Here is a 19072-nt window from a genome sequence, read left to right on the forward strand (position 1 = left end):
CCGAGGTGAACATGGACAAGACAGACGATTCCAAGCCGAGCCGGTTGACCATCGAGAACCTCGTTCTCGCCCGCTGCCACGCCGAGCTGGGTCCGCTGGAGCCCGCGGGCACCGAGGGAGCCACCCGTGCCCACGGCCGCTTTGGCGCGCACGCCTTCCAGGTGGAGGTGCATCCAGGAGGGGAGGCCGTGGGCCTGCGCTTCGCCGACGGTGCGTCCTCCCACGTGGAACGGCTATCGCTGGTGGATGCTCTGTTCGCGCGCTTCCCGGGCGCCCGGGCCATCGAGGTCGCGGCCGGCACGTCGACCACCACCCACCGCCGCCACTCCTTTTACCAGGTCCCGGACCTGTGGCATCACCGGGGCGATCGCTACCCGCTTCCGCACTCGTACACCGAGACCAAGGGAATCCGGCACCCCGAGCGCACCAAGCCGACCGACCGCGTGCTCTTCAAACGCCACTGCGCACAGGCGAACATCACCTTCGAGGTCCGAAACTTCGACCTCGACGAGCATTTCGATCTCTTTCACCGCTGGATGAACGACCCCGAGGTCGCCGTCTTCTGGGAGATGGCGTTCTCGCGGGAGAAGCTCCGCGAGTACATCCTCGAAAAGTTTGCTGATCCGCACATGCTTCCCGCCATCGGCTACTTCGACGGAGAGCCGTTCGCCTACTTCGAGATGTACTGGAGCAAGGAAGATCGTCTCGGCCCTCATTACGAGGCAGACGATTACGACCGCGGCTTCCACATGGCCGTCGGTGAGTCGCGCTATCGCTTCCAGGGGCTCGGTCGCGTCTGGTTCCTGAGCATGGCCCACCTGCTCTACCTCGACGAGCCGCGCACGATGCGTCTGGTCGGCGAGCCGAGGGTCGACCAGGTGCGGGTGAAGAACTGGGCGAAGAGCACCCCGTGGGAGATCGTCAAAGAGTTCGATTTCCCTCACAAGCGCGCCGTCCTCATGATGATGAGCCGCGACCGCTTCTTCGGGAGCTTCCAGCTATGAGCGGGGCCTCCGAGGACATCCTCGCCGACGATCCGCACTGGCCGCTCGCGGAGCGACGCGTGCTGGCCAAGCTCCTCGGCGAGCTGGTCTACGAAGGCGTGCTCCGCCCTGTTCCCTTGACGGAGGGCAACGACGGAGGCTTCCTCGTCGAGCTGGCGAGCGGCGCCCGTTACCGCTTTGCGGCGCGCCGCTCCATCTGGTCCTCACTCGACGTCGACCCGCTCTCGGTGACCCATCTGCGCGACGACGGCGAGGCGCCCGCTGGATGCGCGGCGTTCCTCGTGGACGCCCGCCAGGAACTCCGCCTGAACGACATCACCGCGGGGCATCTCCTCGAAGAGATCCACAACACCATCTTCTCCGAGGCCGCGCAGCGACGGCGCCTCGCCACCACGAACGCCGAGGCCATGGCCGACCTCGCGGGGGCCGCGCTGGATCCGCTGCTCGACGCGCACCCCAAGGCCGTCGCCAACCGTGGCCGCCTCGGCTGGGGCGCCTCCGAGCTCGCGGCCTACGCCCCCGAGTCGGCCGCTCCGTTCCCCTTGCGCTGGCTCGCCGTCCGCCGTGGCGGCGCGCGCGTCGTCCTCGCGCCCCAGGTGGAGCCTCTCAGCCTCCTGCGCACCTGCATGGCCGAGACCGACCTCGCCGACCTGCGAACCCGTGCCGCCGCCCGTGGGCTCGACCTCGACCAGGACACGGTGCTCCCCGTCCACCCCTGGCAGTGGGACCGCTACATCCGGCCTCAGTACGCCCCTCTCCTCGCGTCTGGCGCGCTCGTCGACCTCGGCGTGCGCGGCGACCGCTACCTCCCCCAGCAGTCGATCCGCACCCTCGCCAACATCGATCGCCCCACCTCGCCCGACGTCAAGCTCGCCGTCTCCATCCTCAACACCTCTTGCCATCGCGGCATCCCCGCCAAGTTCGTCGAGGCGGGCTCCGCCATCTCCGGCTGGGTCGCCGACATCGCTGCGCGCGACCCCTTCCTCGTCGAGCGCGGCACCGTCGTCCTCCGCGACCTCGCTGGCGTTCACTGCCCACACCCCGCTTACGCCAGCGTCCCCGACGCTCCGTACCGCTACCACGAGCTGCTCGGCGCCGTCTGGCGCGAGAGCGCCCCTGCCCGCGTGCGCACCGGCGAGCGCGTCGTCCCGGCCGCGGCCCTCTACCAGTGCGACCTCGAAGGCCGCCCCCTCCTCGCCGAGTACGTACGCCGCTCCGGCCTCTCCGTCGAGCGCTGGCTGACCGCCTTCTTCGAGCGCGCCGCCGTCCCCCTCTACCACCTCCTCTGCCGCCACGGCCTCGGCATCATCGCCCACGGCCAGAACCTCGGTCTCGTCCTCGACGCCGATAGACCCCACGGCATGGTCCTCAAGGACTTCCACGGCGACGTCCGCCTCGTCGATCGCCCCCTCGACGAGTTCCGGACCCTCCCTCCCGCCGCCTCTGCCGCCCTCACCCGGCTCCCCAGCGCGCACCTCCTCCACGACCTGTACACGGGGCATTTCGTCACCGTCCTCCGCTTCGTGTCCTCCATCGCCGAGCGCAAACTCGGCTTCCCCGAGCGCACCTTCTACCGCCTGCTCGCTGGCGCCCTCCGCCGCTACCAGGACGAAAACCCCGCGCTCGCCGAGCGCTTCGCCATGTTCGACCTCTTCCGCCCGCAGATGGAGCGCATCTGCATCAACCGCGCGCGTTTCCGCATTGGCTACGGCGACAGCAGCGAACGCCCCCTGCCCGATCTGGGCGACCCGCTCGAGAACCCCCTGGCCACGAGCGATCACGACGAAGGAGCACCCCCGTGAACAAGAAAGTCGCAGACATCGCTGGAATCGGGATCGGCCCGTTCAACCTCAGCATCGCCGCCTTGCTGAAGGAGATCCCCGCCGCCGAGGCGGTGTTCTTCGAGCGCAAGCCGCGCTTCGACTGGCACCCCGGCCTCATGTTCCGCGAGGCCAGGATGCAGACGTCCTTCCTCAAGGACCTCGTCACCGCCGTGCGACCGACGAGCCCCTACTCGTTCGTCAACTACCTGGTCAACACCGGCAAGTTCTACCCCTTCCTCTCCGCGAGCGTGGAGACCGTCGGCCGACAGGAATTCACCGACTACATGGGCTGGGTCACCAGCCAGCTCGATACCCTCCGCTTCGGCACCGACGTCCAGGAGCTCCAGTTCGTCGACGACCACTTCCTCGTCCGCACCTCCACCGGCGCCGTGCGCGCCCGCAACGTCAGCCTCGGCTCCGGCCGCATCCCCCACATCCCCGAAGCCGTCGCCTCGGTCGTCGGAGACCGCTGCTTCCACGCCATCAACATCCTCGCCCGGAAGACCAACCTCGCTGGCGCCCGCGTCGCCATCGTCGGCGGCGGCCAGACCGGCGCCGAGGTCTTCCTCAACACCGTGCGCAACCACTGGGGAACGCCCCGCGAAGTGCTGTGGGTCTCGCGCCGCCTCAACTTCGAGCCCCTCGACGAGACCCCGTTCACCAACGAGCTGTTCATGCCCGACTACGTCCGCATGTTCCACACGCTCGACGCCGGGCGCCGCCGGGCCCTCGTCGAGCAGCAGAAGCTCGCGGGCGACGGCATCTCCCCGAGCACCCTCCGCGAGATCTACCGCGAACTCTACGAACTGCGCGTCTCCGGAGACCCGAAAGAGGTCAGCCTCCTCCCGGCCCGCGACATGATCGAGGTCCAGAAGAACGGCGAAGAGCTGGGCATCACCACCCACAACCGCCTCGACGGCTCCCGGGAGCGCCACACCGTCGACGCCATCATCCTCTGCACCGGCTTCGTCGAGCGCCTCCCCGCCTACCTCGAACCCTTGCAAAGCCGCCTCCACCTCGACGAGCACGGGCGCCTCCAGCTCGGCAGAGCCTTCGACGTCCAGTGGGACGGCCCTCCCGACAACCGCATCTACGGCCTCAACCTCGGCCGCTACTCCCACGGCATTGCCGAGTCCCAGCTCAGCCTCGCCGCGTGGCGCTCCGGCGTGATCATCAACCACCTCCTCGGCCGCCCCATCTTCGACGTCGACGCCAGCGCAGGCTTCGTCCGCTGGGGCAGCGCCTCCGAGCCCCAGAGGCAGGCCTTCGGCGCGTGATGACCCGCGATCCCAGCCAGGACCGAGACGCGGTCCGCGCCCTCGTCGCCGTCGCGTTCACGATCTTCCTCGATCTGGTCGGCTTCGGGATCATCCTCCCCGTCCTCCCCTATTTCACCGAGGCCATGGGCGCATCCGCTGCGGAAGTCGCGCTCCTCGCCACCACCTTCTCCATCGCGCAGCTCGCCTTTTCCCCGGTGCTCGGCCGCCTCAGCGATCGCTTCGGCCGGCGCCCCGTCCTCCTGATCTCCATCGCTGGCTCCGTCGTCTCTGCCGCCCTCCTCTGGCGCGCCGACACCCTGGCCATGGTCTTCACCTCCCGCGCCATCGCGGGCATGTCCAAGGCCAACCTCTCCACGGCCCACGCCTACGTCGCCGATCTCGTCACCCCCGAGAACCGCGCCAAGATCATGGGCCGCCTGAGCGCAGCTGCGAGCCTCGGCCTCGTCGCCGGCCCGGCCATCGGCGCCCTCCTCGCCGTCGACCGCATGCCCACCTTGCCGTTCCTCGTGACGGCCATCCTCTCCGCCGTGAACCTTCTCCTCGTCGCGTGGTGGGTCCCCGAGATCCCCGCCGCACGCCGACGTGGCAGCCCTGCGCGCGCTCCTTCCACGGCCGGTCCGCGCCTCCCGTCCACTGCCGACTCACGCCTCGCGCGGACGCCCTCCGACCGGACGCCCTCCGACACCACCACCACCACCCTCGCCTGGCTCCTCGTCGCCGGCTTCCTGTTCTTCTTCGGCTACACCGGCATCCAGGCCACCTTCGCCCTCTTCACCAAGCGCCTCTTCGGCTGGGGCTCCTGGGAGACGGGCTGGGTGCTCATGCTCATGGGCGCCAGCATGGCCCTCGCCCAGGGCCTCGCCATCGGCCGCATCGTCACCCGCTTCGGCGAGGCGAGCGCTGCCGCCCTCGGCTTTGCCATCTTCCTCGCCGGCGCCGCCTGCCTGGGCTTCAGCGCCCTCCAGGGCAGCCTCGGCGCCTTGCTCGCCGGCAGCGTCGTCCTCGTCGTCGGCGCTGGTGTCCTCCAGACCTGCCTCACCGCCCTCGTCGCCTCCCTCGCCCGCGCCGAGTCGCGCGGCCTCCTCCTCGGCTTCCGCGACGCCGCCGGCGCCTTCGGCCGCATCTTCGGCCCCATGATCGCCGGCTTCACCTTCGAGCACCTCGGCATCACCTGGCCCTCCCTCCTCGCGGGCGCGTCCGCCCTCCTCGCCCTGCTCATCGTGCTCGGCCTCGGCGACCGCACCCGCCTCCCGGCCCCCCAGCGCGCCCGGAACACGTGAGCCCCGCAGCCTGGACCCTCTCCTCCCTCCTCGCTCTCCTGGTCGCGGCCACGTCCGCCCCAGCGCGCGCGCAAGCCCCCTCGCCCTCGTCTCCCGCCACCCTCGCGATGCCGACGTTGCTCGAGCCTGCCGAGGTGGACTACCCGCCGGACCTGGACCCGAAGACCCTCGAAGGCCACGTCGACCTCCGCCTCACCCTCGACGCCCAGGGGACCGTCGTCGAGGCCGAACTCGTCGCCTCCACCGACCCGACCCTCGGCGACGCCATCCGCCGCTCCGCACTGCGCTGGCGCTTCACCCCCGCGCGTCGCGACGGCACCCCCATCGCGGCGCGCATCCTCCACCGGCACCTCCTCCGTGCGAACGACGCGCCCTCGACCACGCCCCCTCCCGCGTCGCCCTCCACCGCCCCACGACCCCTCCCGCCTCCTGCGGCGAGCAGCGCGACCCCCACCGCGACCGCGCCTGCCCCCCTCGAGATCGCCGTCCAGGGCCTCTCCCGCGCCGACCGCCTCCGCCAGTCCGCCAGCGCGGTCCAGGTCGTCGAGACCGAGCGCGCCCGCCGCGAGAGCGCCGACCTCGGCCAGCTCGTCGCCCGCACCCAGGGCGTCGGCGTCCGCCGCAGCGGCGGCCTCGGCTCCACCACCCGCTTCTCCCTCAACGGCCTCACCGACGACCAGATCCGCTTCTTCCTCGACGGCGTTCCTCTCGACATGGCCGGCTTCGGCCTCGGCCTCGCCAACGTCCCCGTCAACCTCGTCGACCGCGTCGACATCTACCGCGGCGTCGTCCCCATCCACCTCGGCACCGACGCCCTCGGCGGCGCCGTCAACCTCGTCACCGACGACCACGACCGCCGCACGGGCGCCAGCGCCTCCTACCAGATCGGCTCCTTCGGCACCCACCGCTGGACCCTCGCTGGCCGCTACCACCACGCCCCCACCGGCCTCTTCGCCGCCGCCAGCGGCTTCCTCGACCTCGCGCGCAACGACTACACCATCGACGTCGAGCAACCCGACGACCGCGGACGCTTCCAGCCCCTCCAGGCCCGCCGCTTCCACGACGCCTACGCAGCCCGCGGCGCCAGCGTCGAACTCGGCCTCGTCGGCCGCCCCTGGACCCGCCGCCTCGTCGCCCGCCTCTTCGTCACCGACCACGACAAAGAGCTACAGCACAACCCCACCATGACCGTCCCTTACGGCGAGGTCACCCACGGCGGCAGCTCCCTCGGCGCCACCCTTCGCTACGAGCACACCTTCCCCCTCGCTGGCGCGCCCCTCAGCGTCTCCGCCCTCCTCGGCGCCGCTCGCCGCACCACCCACTTCACGGACCTCTCTCCCTGGGTCTACGACTGGCTCGGCCACCGCGTTCGCCCTCGTGTCCGGCCTGGCGAGATGGGCAACGGCCCGAGCGAACGCACCCTTCAGGACGACAGCTTCCTCGCCCGCCTCAACCTCGGCTGGCTCCTCGCCCCCGAGCACACCCTCCGCCTCTCCATCGCCCCCACCCTGAACGCTGGCCAGGGCGAAGACCGCCTCTTCACCGGCGAGCACGACCCCCTCGCGGCCCCGCGCGACACCTTCCGCGTCATCACCGGCCTGGAGCACCAGGCCGAGCTCGTCGACCGACGCCTCCAGAACCTCCTCTTCTCCAAGCACTACCTCCTCCGCACCACCTCCGAAGAGGTCGTCGCCGGCGCCCCACCTCGCCCCTTCGACCTCACCACGCAGCAGCTCGGCGCCGGCGACGCCTTGCGCTTCCGCTTCACCGACTGGCTCTGGACCAAGGCCTCCTACGAGTACGCCACCCGCCTCCCGCGCCCCGACGAGATCTTCGGCAACGGCGTCCTCATCGTCCCCAACCTCGACCTCCAGCCCGAGACCAGCCACAACGTGAACCTCGGCCTCACCGCCGAGACCGCGCCCAGCACCGCGGGCAGCTTCCGCGCCGACGTGAACGGCTTCCTCCGCGACATCGACCAGATGATCGCCCTCCTCGCCAGCGACCTCGTCTCCACCTACGCGAACATCGCCGCCGCCCGCGCCCTCGGCGTCGAGGCCGCCCTCGGCTGGACCTCCCCTGGCGAGCACCTCGCCCTCGACGGCAACGTCACCTTCCAGGACATCCGCAACACCGCCACCGAGGGCAGTTACGCCCGCTTCGCTGGGGACCGCATGCCGAACCGCCCCTGGCTCCTCGCCAACGCCTCCGCCCGCCTCCAGCACCGCGGCCTCGCCAGCCCGAACGACGAGGCCGCGCTCACCTACTACGTGAGCTACGTCCACGAGTTCTTCCGCTCCTGGGAGAGCAGCGGCCAGCGCCAGTCCAAGCAGCAGATCCCCAGTCAGCTCCTGCATTCCCTCGCGCTCACCTACGTGCTGCGCGGCGACCCCCTCACCACCACCTCCAGCCTGGAGATCCAGAACCTCACCGACGAGACGCTCTACGACTTCTTCGGCGCGCAGCGGCCTGGCAGAGCGATCTTCTTCAAGGGCACCCTCGAGCTCTGACGGACCCTCGACGCTCGGCCAGCGCCGGGGCATGACCCGGGCCGGGTGGGGAACGGAGAACACGACGGGCGACCGCCGTGCCTTGCAGAGGAGACGACGATGGCGAAGCGCGTGATCAGTGTGGTCGGCGGAACGGGGTCTCAAGGCGGGGGCGTCGTGGAAGCGCTGCTGGCTCGGGGCGATTTCACCGTCCGCGTGGCGAGCCGCAACCCGAACAGCGACGCAGGGCGTGCGCTCGCGGCCCGCGGCGTGGAGGTCGTCGCGGCCGACCTGCTCGATCCGGGCACCCTGCGCGCAGCCTTCGACGGCGCTCACGGCGCCTTCCTCGTCACGAACTTCTGGGATCCCAGCCAAGCCGGGCGGGAGACCGAGGTGGGCGCCGCGGCCGTCGAGGCGGCGCGGACGGCGGGCGTCGAGCACCTCGTCTGGTCCACCCTCCCCGACGTCGCGTCCATCTCGGGTGGCCGCCTCGATGTCGCGCATTTCACCGACAAATCCCGCGTCGACGCCGTGGTCCGCGCCGCTGGCTTCGCGCGCCACACACTCGTGCAGGCGCCGTTCTACTTCCAGAACTTCCTCACCCTGCTCGCCCCTCAGCCGCTCCCTGGCGGCGGCAGCGGCTGGGCCGTGCCGATCGACCCCGCGCCGCGCGTCATCCACGCGGGCGACGTTTCCGAGGTCGGGCGCGCCGTCGCGGCCGCCTTCAGCGCAGGCGACCGCCTCCCCGACGGCAGTGTCCTCGCCGTGTGCGGCGGCCTGTACTCCTGGAACGACTTCGCGGCGACGCTGAACGGGCTCGGACACCAGCTCACCGTGGTGCAGGTCCCCCCGGAGACCTACGACGGCTTCTTCCCGGGCGCCCGGGAGCTGCGCGAGATGTTCCAGTACTTCGCCGAGTTCACCTACTTCGGCCCGCAGCGTGACGCGCACCTCGCGGCGACTGCCGCCCTCGTCCCCGAAGGCTTCACCTCCTTCGCCGACTGGGCGCGCGTCCACATGAAGCGCTGAGCGCTGAGCGCAGCACCCGCGCCGCCACCCTGTCTCCACCTTCCAGGTCGCGGCGTCGCGGCCGCTTCACCCGGGGGCGGGGCGACAGGAGCGTGTGCCCTTCCCCCATGAATCAGAGAAACACGTTCCACTCGGTCCCGACGTTGCGTCCCCCATTGCCGGCCGTCCAGGCCCGCGTGCCGCTCGACCAACCGTCGTGCCTGTACCATTGCAAGTCGCCGTTGGGCTTGATGCCATAGACAACGCCGTTCGCTCCCGGGAAAACATGGTCGTACATGTTCCAGCCGGTGCCGACGTTCAGCCCGCCGTCTCCTGCGGTCCATTCGCGGGTGCCATTCTGCCAGCCGTTGTGCCGGTACCATTGCATGGTCCCATCGGGCTTGATGCCGTAGATGACGCCGTTCCCGCCCGAGAAGATCTGGCTGTACACATTCCAGCCGGTGCCGACGTTGCGGCCGCCATCGCCAGCGGTCCAGTCCATCGTCCCGGTCAGCCACCCATCGTGCCGGTACCATTGCATCCTCCCGTCGGCATGGACACCGTAGAAGACGCCATGTCCACCCGAGAAGACGTGACGGTACATTTGCCAACCCGTCCCTACTTCCCGCTGCGAGCCATCCGACGGAGTCCAGTCGAAGGTGCCCGTTTGCCAGCCGTTGTGCCTGAGCCAGTGCATCCTGCCGTCGTGCCGGATGCAATACAGGATGCCCTCCCCACCTGGGATGATGCGGGCGCACAGGTTCCATTCTGTTCCGACATTGCGACCGCCGCGAGGCGCATCTGCCCAGTCGAAGGTGCCGGTTTGCCAGCCCTTGTGCTGAGTCCATTGCAGCCTGCCGTCTTGAAGAACGCCGTAGATGACACCTTGTCCCCCCCACATCACGGTGCCCTGCGCCGCTTCGGCTTGGCCTGGAGTCACCATCATCAGAAATCCAGAGACTGTCGCGAAGATTGCCGCAGCGATCCGAATGCCCAGCATGACGCCCTCCTCTTTTCCGAGGTCCAGAAAGCGACGCCGCCGCTTTCATTCTGGTGACCGGATGAGGAAAGCGGGAGGGGGACAGCGCGGCCCGAGCGCCTCGTGAAGACCCTCCGCGTTCCTGCTCTGCCTTCTCCCACGGCGATCCGGAAGCCGACGTTCCCGCCCAGCAGCAAGCAGCGTGCTGGTCGGTGACGGGCGCTGCGAGAGCATCGAACCCTGGGTGACCCGCTCAGCGGCCCCCTCTGCGCAGCGCAGGTTGCGCCATCGTTGCGCGACTCGCGCCGACCGACACGGCGTCGAGCTGCGCATCGCGACCCGGGGCACCGTGAACCAGGCCATTGTCCGCGAAATCACGGTGGAGAGGGCGCTGGCATCTCGCTTGCGAAGGCGTTTCACCGGCACGAGGGAACATCGCGAGGCTCGCCACGGCGAGGCGCGCGGCGGCTCGTGTCCAGCAGTCAACCCATCGTGTTTCGCAATGAGGAGACGACCATGAAATTCACCGTGACTAGCTTGCTGGGCCTGATGCTCGTATCGACGATGGCAGCGTGCGCGCCCGTCGAGGACGAGGCCTACGTGGGGGACGAGGTCGACGCGACCGAGGAGGCGCAGGAGGTCCAGGGGGAGAACGTCGATGCGCTCGCCGTGGCGGACGTGGGCGACGAGGAGCAGGACGCACGAGCGCCGGGGGAGCAGGACAGCTCGGCGATCTATGCCTACTGCTTCAATGGCTGGACCGCGTACAACGACTGCCACGCCTATGGCCAGGCGGGCAGGTCGCAGGGGCGCTGGTCGGGCTACTCCTGCAATTACGGCAACATCTATGGCGGCACCTGCTACGGCGGGTATGCGCTGTACATCTGGTGATTGAACGCCACCTTCGACGGTAGCGGAGCGTCGACGGCACCCGCCGCAGGAACCGGATCCGTGGGGGGGGCGCAGGTCGCTGAGCGCCGTCGTGGTTCACCTCGTCTCGCCTCGCTCGCTCCAGCGTGACCGCTGACGCCAGGGCGGGCGTCTCCCTGGAACAAAACCGACGACCGGCTCCGCATCGGCACCGCGATCGGAGCCAGGTGCCTTCTCCTGATGGCGTTCAGGATGAAGTCGGGTCTTTCGCAGGCATCGCCTGGCGCCTCCTTGCTGGCCCCCCGTGCCCCGTGGTTGAATCCCCTGGTCCAGCCCGTGCAATTCGAGGCCCGAGACCCTCGGGACCGAGCCACGGGGCCACATCGGGGGAAGGGGCCATGGACGAGCAAGAGCAGCCAGCGTCAGAGCGTTCAACGCCCAGCGCCACCGCGGTTTCGGCCCGCTCTGGCGCCGCCACGAGGCAAATCCTCACCGAAGCCCCCACCCCTCCTGGCGCCGTCGCGACGCGAATCCTTCGTCCGGACGCATGCTCGCTCGGGCCCACTCCGACCAGCCCTCGGGCCACCTCTGGCCAGCATTCCGCCCCCGAGCCCGCCCCCGAGCCCGCCCCCGAGCGCGCCTCGCTTCCGGCAACCGCAGGTCCGCTGTCATGAGCGCGGACGGCAATACGGCCAGCACCTCTGACGAGAACCTTCACCTCGCCCTCGCCTCCGGCGATCGCCTCCACGTCCGCCAGTTCTCGGTCCAGGAGCGGCTCTCGTCGCTGTACGCCCTCCAGCTCGTCGCCGTCAGCGAAAACCACGATCTCGGCTTCGACGACATCGTCGGCCACCCCGCCACCTTTGCCCTGCACGGCGGCGCCCACCACCGCACCTGGACCGGCCTCTGCCAGCACCTCCAGCAGATCCGTGTGGAGGAGGCCACGGCCACCACCGCGGGCCTCGCCACCTACGAGCTGTCCCTCGTCCCCACCCTCTGGCTTCTGACCCAGCGGCGCAACCACCGCATGTTCCAGCAGCTCTCCGAGATCGACATCGCAAGGAAGCTCCTTGGCGAGTGGGACATCCCCTTCGAGGAGAAGCTGACCGAGACGTACAAAGCGCGAAAGTACCGCGTGCAGTACGGCGAGACCGACTACGCCTTCCTGTGCCGCCTGCTCGAGGACGCGGGCATCACCTTCTACTTCGGCAACGAGCACGGCGAGACGAAGCTCGTGCTCACCGACGCGCCCCAGACCCACCCCGTTCGCGAGCCACCCATCGCCTTCCGCGACGACCCCCTGACCGCCCCCGACCTGGAGCACGTGACCGCCGTGCGCATCGGCCAGCGCGTCCGCCCGGGCAAGTACACCTTACGGGACCACGATGCCCGCCTGCCACCCAGCTACCCCCTGATGACGAGTGCCAGGAGCACCGACGAAGGGATCGAGGCCCGGCTGGAGCGGTTCCACTACACCCCGGGGGCCTTCCTGCTCCGCGCCGACCGAGGTGACGACACCCCGATCGCCGATGACCGCGGCCGCACCCGCACCGACGAGAAAGAAGGCGAAGCCCTCGCGCACAAGCGCCTCGCCGCCAAGCGGGTGACCGCGAAGCGCTGCACCTTCGCGACGAACGCTCACGACCTTGCGCCAGGGACGGTGGTCACCCTGCTCGACCACCCGAAGACCGAGCTGGGCCCGGACAAGCGCCTCCTCGTGCGCGCCTCGTCGCGGCGCGGGTCCTCCAGCGGCGCCTGGACCCACGAGTGCGAGGTGGTGAGCGCCGACGTGCCCTACCGTCCTCCCCTGGTCACCCCGAAGCCCAAGGTGACCGGCGTCGAGAGCGCCACCGTGGTGGGACCACCCGGCGAGGCGCTGCACTGTGACGAATTCGGGCGGGTCCGCGTCCACTTCCACTGGGACCGCGAGAGCCGCATGGACGACAAGAGCTCCTGCTGGATTCACGTCAGCCAGCCCTGGGCCGGTGCGGGCTACGGCGCCATGAACCTGCCCCGCGTGGGCCATGAGGTCCTCGTCGACTTCCTCGGCGGCGACCCGGACCGCCCCGTCATCGTCGGCCGCGTGTACACGAACCTCCAGAAGGTCCCCTACAAGCTGCCGGAGAACCGGACCCAGAGCGGCTGGAAGAGCGAGTCCTACCCGGGCGGCGGCGGCTCCAACGAGATCCGCTTCGAGGACGCCAGGGGCCGAGAAGAGGTCTACATCCAGGCCGAGAAGGACCTGAAGCTGCTCGTCAAGGACAGCGAAGAGACCACCATCGGCGGCAACCGCAGCGGCACCGTGAGCGGCAACGACGCCCTGACCGTGCTCGGGAACCGCACGAAGCTCGTGCGCTTGAACGAGCAGGAGAAGATTGCCCAGAGCCAGACCACCTCCGTGGGCATCAACCGCGCGACCCAGATCGGGATGATCGACTCCACCACCGTGGGTGAGCTGTTCGCCGTCTCCGTCTCCCCGCCCAGCGAAGGCTGGTCGGAGAGCGTGACCCGCTGGATCATGTTCAAGGACAAAGTCCACCTCGAGACCCAGGCCGGCGCCAAGATCCTCCTCGACGGCACCAAGATCTCGCTCGAAGCCGACGAGATCGCCCTCCGGGGCAACAAGATCTCCATCGCCGCGGCCGGCGGAGACGTCGACATCCAGGGCGGCCCCCTGGTCAAGATCAACGCCGCCGGCATGCCCGCAGGCCGCCTCGGCGATCCGGCTGGCGGCATGATCCTGAACGGCGCCTCCACGGTCCTCATCGGCGGCCCCTCGTTGCCCCTGCCCATCAAGGTCCTCCCGGGCGGTGCGCTCGCGGTGGGCAAGGGCCTGGTGATCCAGGGCGACGCCGCCTTCCAGGCCAGGGCCCTCGCCGGCCTCCACGAGATCGCCCTGACGCCCACCGGCCGCGGCTTGCTCGACGCGATCGACGGCAGCGGCAAGGCCGTCACCCTCAAGCCCACCCGGCTCGGCAACGAGACGAGCTACACGAACGCCCCCGACAGGTTCCAGAACGCCGACGGCACCCCGGGCGCGGGCACCGACGTCATCGTCCGCTACAACCCCGACAAGACCACCCTGGGCCCCGAGCCCTGGCAGAACCGACCTCCCGCCCTCGGCCTCGCGCACGAGCTGGTCCACGCAGAGCAAGCTGCCCACGGCACCATGGTCCAGGGAAGCGCGAACAACGACAGCAAGCCCGACCCGACCTCACCTGACATCTCCGCCCAGGAGAAGATCCGGGAGCTCGACGCCGCGGGCATTCCCCCGCACGACACCCGCCCATTCAACGAAAACCGAATGCGATCCGAATGGTCACCCCCTCAGCCCACCCGCCCCTGGTATTAGCCGCGACCTCGGCCTGGCTCCTCGCTCTCGCCTTCGCCGCACCTCCCGCGAGACCCCGCGCATCCGCATGGCTTCCCCTCGCGCTCGGCGTCGTCCTCACCGGCTGCTCCTGCAACGTCGACCCACCACCCCGAAGCACGATGACCACACCCACAGCCCCCGTCAGCGCCCAGCAAGCCTCCTGCTCCCTCGACGTGACCCTCGTCGACGTCGAAAGCGACCACATTCGCCTTCACTACATCTTCACCAATGGCTCTCCAATGACGGCGCTTCTTTTCAACCGCCTCTTCAGCCACATCGACCCGGCCGGCGTCTTTCACACGAGCCCCGCCACCCTCTACGTCGACGTCGACCCCCGCGCCGTCGTCCTCGCCAAGAAGCTCGTCCCCGTCCCCCCGGACATCGACGTCGAGGCCCCCGAGATCCCGCTCATCACCGCCGTGAGGCCTGGCGATAGGTTCGAGGAGACCTTCTCCATCCCGCTGCCCCTGAAGCCCCACCTGCCCTACGGGTCTCCCGACGGCGCCCTCGGTGACCCGGCTCCCCTCGACGCCTGGTTCGAGCTGGGCCTGCTCCTCGTCCCTCCCGAGGGCGCGAAGCTCGCGCGCGAAGTCCGCACGACCGAGGGCGTGGCCCTCTACCTCGCGCCCGTCACGCCAGCGACCCAGATCGTCCTCCGGGCGGGCCCTCTCCCCGTGAAGCTGACCGCACGCGCTCCGGCACTCTGAGCCGCGTCCTCGTGCCAGCGCGACCACGTCACCGGACCTGGAAGGCGCCACGGACATGATCGAAGCCAGGAGCAAGCCCATGTTGTCGCACATCGTCCTCTTCTCTGGCTGGGTCGACGAGTCGCGCGCGATGGCCCCTCCTCCGGAGCGCGCGCGAACCCAGGGCCAAGCGAATGACCGCGCAATCGCTTGGGACGAAACCCGAACGCCATGATTCCCGCCGACCCATGGCCGCTGTGACGGCCCTTGATACGATGAGGCTCCATGGATGTCGTCTCGCTCTGCGCTCTGCGGGCATCGGGATTCGAGTGGCAACCGAGGGCCCTCGCCCACGCCATGACCGTCGTCTGCAAAGCGACCTTCGAGCTTCGCCCTGACGCCTGCGTGCTCGCCGCCGAGCAAGAGCCGCTCCGCGACGCCGACACGAGCTGGGACGACGACCCCCGGTGCAGCGTCCTCGTCCCGAGCGACCGCGCCCCGTACAAACCCGGCGTCGACGTCGTGCTCGTCGGCTACGCCTACGCGCCCCGCGGCGAACCCGTGCGCTCCCTCGTGACCCGGCTCCTGGTGGGCGACATCGACAAGGCCATCGAGGTCTGGTGCGACCGGAGCCTGGACGTCCACACCGGCCAGCTCGTCGAAGGCCACCGCCAGTCGCGCATGTGGCTCGCCTGGGAGCGCGCCGCGGGCGGACCCGAGACGAACAACCCCGTGGGCATGCGCTTCGACACCGCACCGGACCCGGACGGCCTCTTACCCATCCCGAACCTGCAGCCCCCTGGCATCCCCTTCCATGCAGGAGACGAGGGCTTCGGCCCTGTCGGCTACGGCCCCCTCGCGCCCCGCTGGCCCACGCGCAGCAGGTGCATCCGCCAGCACGCCATGGCGCTCGTCACGGGCGGCTGGGAAGCGCGACCTCTCCCTCAGCCCTTCGACCACGGCTTCTTCAACGTCGCCCCGCTGGACCAGCGGCTCCCCACCCTGCGCCCGGACGAGCGCATCGTCCTGGAGAACCTGCACCCGCACCATCCGCGTCTCGTCACACGCCTGCCCGACCTCCGCCCGCGGGCCATCGCCGACCGCGCGACCGGCGAGCGGGAAGAGATCGCGCTGGTCGCCGACACCCTGTGGATCGACACCCTGCGCGGCCTCTGCACCGTGGTGTGGCGAGGTCAGGTGGGCCTGAGGCATCCCGGGGAAGCCGGGCGGGTCACCTTCTGGCTCGACGGGCGCCCGCTGATGGCGGGGCCGGAGAGTGCGTCGCAGGGAAGGGCGACGGCGCCGGAGAGTGCGTCGCAGGGAAGGGCGACGGCGCCGGAGAGCGCGTCGCGGAGAGGCGGCGCGATGCCGGAGAGTGCGTCGTGGAAGGGGATGAAGGCGCCGGAGAGCGCGTCGGGGAGAGGTGGCGCGAGCGCTGGTTCTCTCTGCGTGGTCGACGAGCGCGCGATGGCGACCATGGTCCCGAGGGCCGATGCCGCGTTTCGTCCCGCACTCCCCTTCGAGCCGCGTCTCTCGGGAGGGTCGCCTCCTGCCCAGGTGGTCGAGCCCCGGTCCAGCCGCCGGGGAGAGAGGCTCGCCGAGGCAGCCAGAGCGGGGACGGGAACGGTCGCAGCGCCGCTGGGCGGGCCGACGCCGACGCCGACGCCGCTGCCCTTTGCTCCCAGCCCGTGGGCGCCGCGCGCGCCATGCTCGGGCGCGACACGCGAGCCCTGTGCAGCGATGCCAGCCCTGTTCGCCGGGGCGGGCGACTGGCCACGCGCGCCGCTCGGGTCGACCGAGATCGAGGGCGACACGATGCGGCTCGATGGATTCCAGGGCGGCCAGGAGGTCAGGGGAGCAGGGCCGCCCGCATGGTCGCCGTACGGTGCGCCGGTGGAGACCCCGTTGCCGCTCGTGGCGGCGCCGTCGGTCGCCATGTCGCTGCCCGTAGCGCCCGTAGCGCCCGTAGCGCTGCCTGTGATGCCGCTCCCGTCGCCCGGGGCGCCAGCGGTGCAGTCCATGGAGCCCGCCGCGCTGCCCGTGCAAACTGCGCCGTGGCCAGAGAGCCAGGCAGAACGCGCCGAACGGCGGGAGACGGACCTGTGCCGCGTGCCAGCGCCCAGGGAGTCCCGGCCTGCATCGGGGCCATGTCAGGGTTCCTTGGCGGTCCAGGAGGGCGCCGCACCCCTCGAAGGGGCACAGGCCCTGGGGGGCGTCCCAGGGGGGCTCCAGGGACCCCACGGCCCATGTCTGCCGGCTGCCGGTCCGTGCTCAGGGTCGTCGCTGGAGCAGTGCGCGGCGCTCATGGCACGGATCGCGCTGAACCGGGCGGAGAAAGCCCGCATCCTGGAGGAGGGAGCGCTGACGGATGCGCAGTGGGGGGCCATCGAGGCGCACTGGGGCGGCGTCATCCGGGAAGAGACGAGGCGTGGAAACCCTGGGCCCCTGGGTCGGTTCGACGCAGCCTACGTCGCGCAGATCGAGCGAGAGCGGGGACCGATCCGTGTACAGGACTACGCGCGCCTGCTCATCGCCGCCGAGCGAGGGACGACGGACGCGGCGCTGGAAGCCCTCGGGTTGCCCCGAGGCGCTGCGCTGCGCATCGAGCGCGTGTGGATGGAGCGGTTGATGCGCGACCCGGCGACCCGGCAAGGCCTGGAGCAAGCCGTCGCGTCGGAGCGCTGCCCCCTCCAGCAGCACCGGGACGACCCCGCGCCGCGTCCCTTCGCAGCCGATGCCCTCTCCAGCATGGAACCCCAGCGCATGTGACAGCTCGGAAGCGGAAGGACCCTCGGCGCCCTTCTCCAGACGGCACGCAGGTCCGTCGCGCCCTTCTCCAGACGGCACGCGGAGCCGTCGCGCCCTTCTCCAGACGGCACGCGGAGCCGTCGCGCCCTTGTCCGGACGGCACGCGGAGCCGTCGCGCCCTTGTCCGGACGGCACGCGGAGCCGTCGCGCCCTTGTCCAGACGGCACGCGGAGCCGTCGCCTTCTCCTGACAGCATGCGGAGTCGTCACGCCCTTCTTCAGACGGTGCGCGGGTCAGTCGCCCCCTTCTCCAGACGGTGCGCGGGTCAGTCGCCCCCTTCTCCAGACGGTGCGCGGGTCAGTCGCCCCCTTCTCCGGACGGTACGCGGAGCCGTTGCCTTCTCCAGACAGCATGTGGAGCCGTTACTCCCCTTGTCCGGACGGTGCGCGGGTCAGTTGCCCCCTTCTCCGGACGGTACGCGGAGCCATCACCCCTTCTCCAGACAGCACGTGAAGCAGTCGTGCCCTTCTCCAGACAGCATGCGGAGCCTTCGTGCCCTTGCTCCAGGCGACAGGCAGACCCCGTGGCCTTTCTCGGCGCAGACGACCCATCCGGGGCCCCTTCTCGGCTCCTGGCACTCATCGAGTCGTCTCGCTTCGGCCATGGGTCGATCGATGCCGCTCGGCGGAGCGTCCTCATCATGGAGCCGTGGGCGGGGTCGACGTGGCGACGGGCGCATGTGCCACGTCCTCGTACGACCGCATGACGAGGTAGGACGTCGACCAGGGAGGCGCTCCGGCCATGGAGCCGTCTTGCGAGCGTCGATGGGTTGCTGTACCTCGTTCGAGGCGCACTCCGCCGAGCCGATGGGCTGCCGTAGATCCCGGAGGGAAATGCGGTGCGCCACAGCTCGAGCCAGAGGAGTCGACATGTCGCTGAATGTGCAGGAGCAGAAGTTCGAGTACGTGTTCAAGTGGTTCGATCAGAATGCTGACGGGTTCCTGTCCCAGGACGATTTCGAGAAGATCGCCGGGATCTTCAACACCGTCGCGGATGAGAAGGACGAGAAGAACCGCGCCACGATGAAGCGCGGTTTCTTGCTGTGGTGGGAGCTCTTGCAGAACGCGAAGGGGAACCCGCCGGCAGAGAAGGTCAGCAAGGACGAGTTCTTCGACGTCATGAAGACCTGCGTCATCGCGCCAGAGAACTTCGAGAATGTGGTGGGCACCATCGTCGATGGGCTGATCGGTGCGCTCGACCGGGATGGGAACGGCAGCCTCTCGCTGGACGAGTACGTGGGGATGTACGATGCGCTGGGCATCCCTCCGGCGACGACGACCGAGGCATTCAAGAAGCTCGATCGGGATGGCAACGGGGAGCTGAGCTACGCGGAGTTCCGGCAGGCCGTCTTCGAGTACTACCTCAGCGGGGACCCGGACGCGCCGGGCAACGGGATGCTCGGGCCGCTGAAGCTCGGCGAGTAACGTCGCAAGGACGCACTGGGCGCTTCGTCGAATCGATGCGATGAGACG

The 19072-nt window shown here is 69.9% G+C and carries 12 protein-coding genes; 11 read left to right on the top strand and 1 reads right to left on the bottom strand.

Going from position 1 to position 19072, the window contains the following annotated elements; genetic code table 11:
- The first annotated feature begins 11 nt into the window (after positions 1 to 11).
- The 6 genes from CMC5_RS11605 to CMC5_RS11630 all read left to right on the top strand — a co-directional run bounded on the left by CMC5_RS11605 (position 12) and on the right by CMC5_RS11630 (position 8905).
- Positions 12 to 1004: a GNAT family N-acetyltransferase gene (locus CMC5_RS11605; protein ID WP_050430466.1), complete on the top strand. Its 993-nt coding sequence runs from the start codon at positions 12 to 14 to the stop codon at positions 1002 to 1004.
- The gene (locus tag CMC5_RS11610; RefSeq protein WP_050430467.1) at positions 1001 to 2806 is read left to right on the top strand and encodes an IucA/IucC family protein; all 1806 of its coding nucleotides are present in this window, start codon (positions 1001 to 1003) and stop codon (positions 2804 to 2806) included. Before CMC5_RS11605 ends, CMC5_RS11610 begins: the two co-directional genes overlap by 4 nt.
- Positions 2803 to 4104 carry a lysine N(6)-hydroxylase/L-ornithine N(5)-oxygenase family protein gene (locus tag CMC5_RS11615; protein ID WP_050430468.1) on the top strand — a complete coding sequence of 434 codons (1302 nt, stop codon included), beginning with the start codon at positions 2803 to 2805 and terminating at the stop codon, positions 4102 to 4104. The genes CMC5_RS11610 and CMC5_RS11615 overlap by 4 nt, the downstream gene beginning before the upstream one ends.
- Positions 4104 to 5387: an MFS transporter gene (locus tag CMC5_RS11620; protein WP_050430469.1), complete on the top strand. Its 1284-nt coding sequence runs from the start codon at positions 4104 to 4106 to the stop codon at positions 5385 to 5387. Before CMC5_RS11615 ends, CMC5_RS11620 begins: the two co-directional genes overlap by 1 nt.
- Complete coding sequence (mxcH, locus tag CMC5_RS11625; protein WP_050430470.1) at positions 5384 to 7897, top strand: TonB-dependent siderophore myxochelin receptor MxcH; 2514 nt, start codon at positions 5384 to 5386, stop codon at positions 7895 to 7897. Before CMC5_RS11620 ends, mxcH begins: the two co-directional genes overlap by 4 nt.
- Positions 7898 to 7996: 99 nt before the next feature.
- Positions 7997 to 8905, top strand: coding sequence for an NmrA family NAD(P)-binding protein (locus CMC5_RS11630; RefSeq protein ID WP_050430471.1), 909 nt, complete (start codon positions 7997 to 7999; stop codon positions 8903 to 8905).
- A gap of 112 nt (positions 8906 to 9017) precedes the next feature.
- Here the strand turns inward: CMC5_RS11630 and CMC5_RS42360 are convergent, their stop codons facing one another.
- Positions 9018 to 9884, bottom strand: coding sequence for a tachylectin-related carbohydrate-binding protein (locus tag CMC5_RS42360; protein ID WP_082362396.1), 867 nt, complete (start codon positions 9882 to 9884; stop codon positions 9018 to 9020).
- 507 nt (positions 9885 to 10391) lie between these two features.
- On the opposite strand from CMC5_RS42360, the gene CMC5_RS11640 reads away from it, so the two are divergent.
- The 5 genes from CMC5_RS11640 to CMC5_RS11660 all read left to right on the top strand — a co-directional run bounded on the left by CMC5_RS11640 (position 10392) and on the right by CMC5_RS11660 (position 19024).
- Positions 10392 to 10754 carry a hypothetical protein gene (locus CMC5_RS11640; protein WP_156338472.1) on the top strand — a complete coding sequence of 121 codons (363 nt, stop codon included), beginning with the start codon at positions 10392 to 10394 and terminating at the stop codon, positions 10752 to 10754.
- Between the two features lie 649 nt (positions 10755 to 11403).
- The gene (gene tssI / locus CMC5_RS11645) at positions 11404 to 14085 is read left to right on the top strand and encodes a type VI secretion system tip protein TssI/VgrG (protein ID WP_050430474.1); all 2682 of its coding nucleotides are present in this window, start codon (positions 11404 to 11406) and stop codon (positions 14083 to 14085) included.
- Positions 14086 to 14279: 194 nt separating this feature from the next.
- Entirely contained in the window at positions 14280 to 14813 is a 534-nt protein-coding gene (locus CMC5_RS11650; RefSeq protein ID WP_156338473.1) for a hypothetical protein, read from the top strand.
- Positions 14814 to 15077: 264 nt separating this feature from the next.
- Complete coding sequence (locus CMC5_RS11655) at positions 15078 to 17561, top strand: DUF2169 domain-containing protein (protein WP_050430476.1); 2484 nt, start codon at positions 15078 to 15080, stop codon at positions 17559 to 17561.
- Between the two features lie 908 nt (positions 17562 to 18469).
- Positions 18470 to 19024, top strand: a complete 555-nt coding sequence (locus tag CMC5_RS11660; protein ID WP_063796260.1) for an EF-hand domain-containing protein — start codon at positions 18470 to 18472, stop codon at positions 19022 to 19024.
- Positions 19025 to 19072: the final 48 nt, after the last annotated feature.

The sequence above is a fragment of the Chondromyces crocatus genome, assembly GCF_001189295.1.
GTDB classification, from domain to species: Bacteria; Myxococcota_A; Polyangia; order Polyangiales; family Polyangiaceae; genus Chondromyces; species Chondromyces crocatus.

Coding starts and splice junctions, on each gene's coding strand:
- CMC5_RS11660 (WP_063796260.1), top strand. CDS start 18,470: ATGTCGCTGAATGTGCAGGAGCAGAAGTTCGAGTACGTGTTCAAGTGG.
- CMC5_RS11610 (WP_050430467.1), top strand. CDS start 1,001: ATGAGCGGGGCCTCCGAGGACATCCTCGCCGACGATCCGCACTGGCCG.
- CMC5_RS11620 (WP_050430469.1), top strand. CDS start 4,104: ATGACCCGCGATCCCAGCCAGGACCGAGACGCGGTCCGCGCCCTCGTC.
- tssI (WP_050430474.1), top strand. CDS start 11,404: ATGAGCGCGGACGGCAATACGGCCAGCACCTCTGACGAGAACCTTCAC.
- CMC5_RS11605 (WP_050430466.1), top strand. CDS start 12: ATGGACAAGACAGACGATTCCAAGCCGAGCCGGTTGACCATCGAGAAC.
- CMC5_RS11655 (WP_050430476.1), top strand. CDS start 15,078: ATGGATGTCGTCTCGCTCTGCGCTCTGCGGGCATCGGGATTCGAGTGG.
- CMC5_RS42360 (WP_082362396.1), bottom strand. CDS start 9,884: ATGCTGGGCATTCGGATCGCTGCGGCAATCTTCGCGACAGTCTCTGGA.
- CMC5_RS11630 (WP_050430471.1), top strand. CDS start 7,997: ATGGCGAAGCGCGTGATCAGTGTGGTCGGCGGAACGGGGTCTCAAGGC.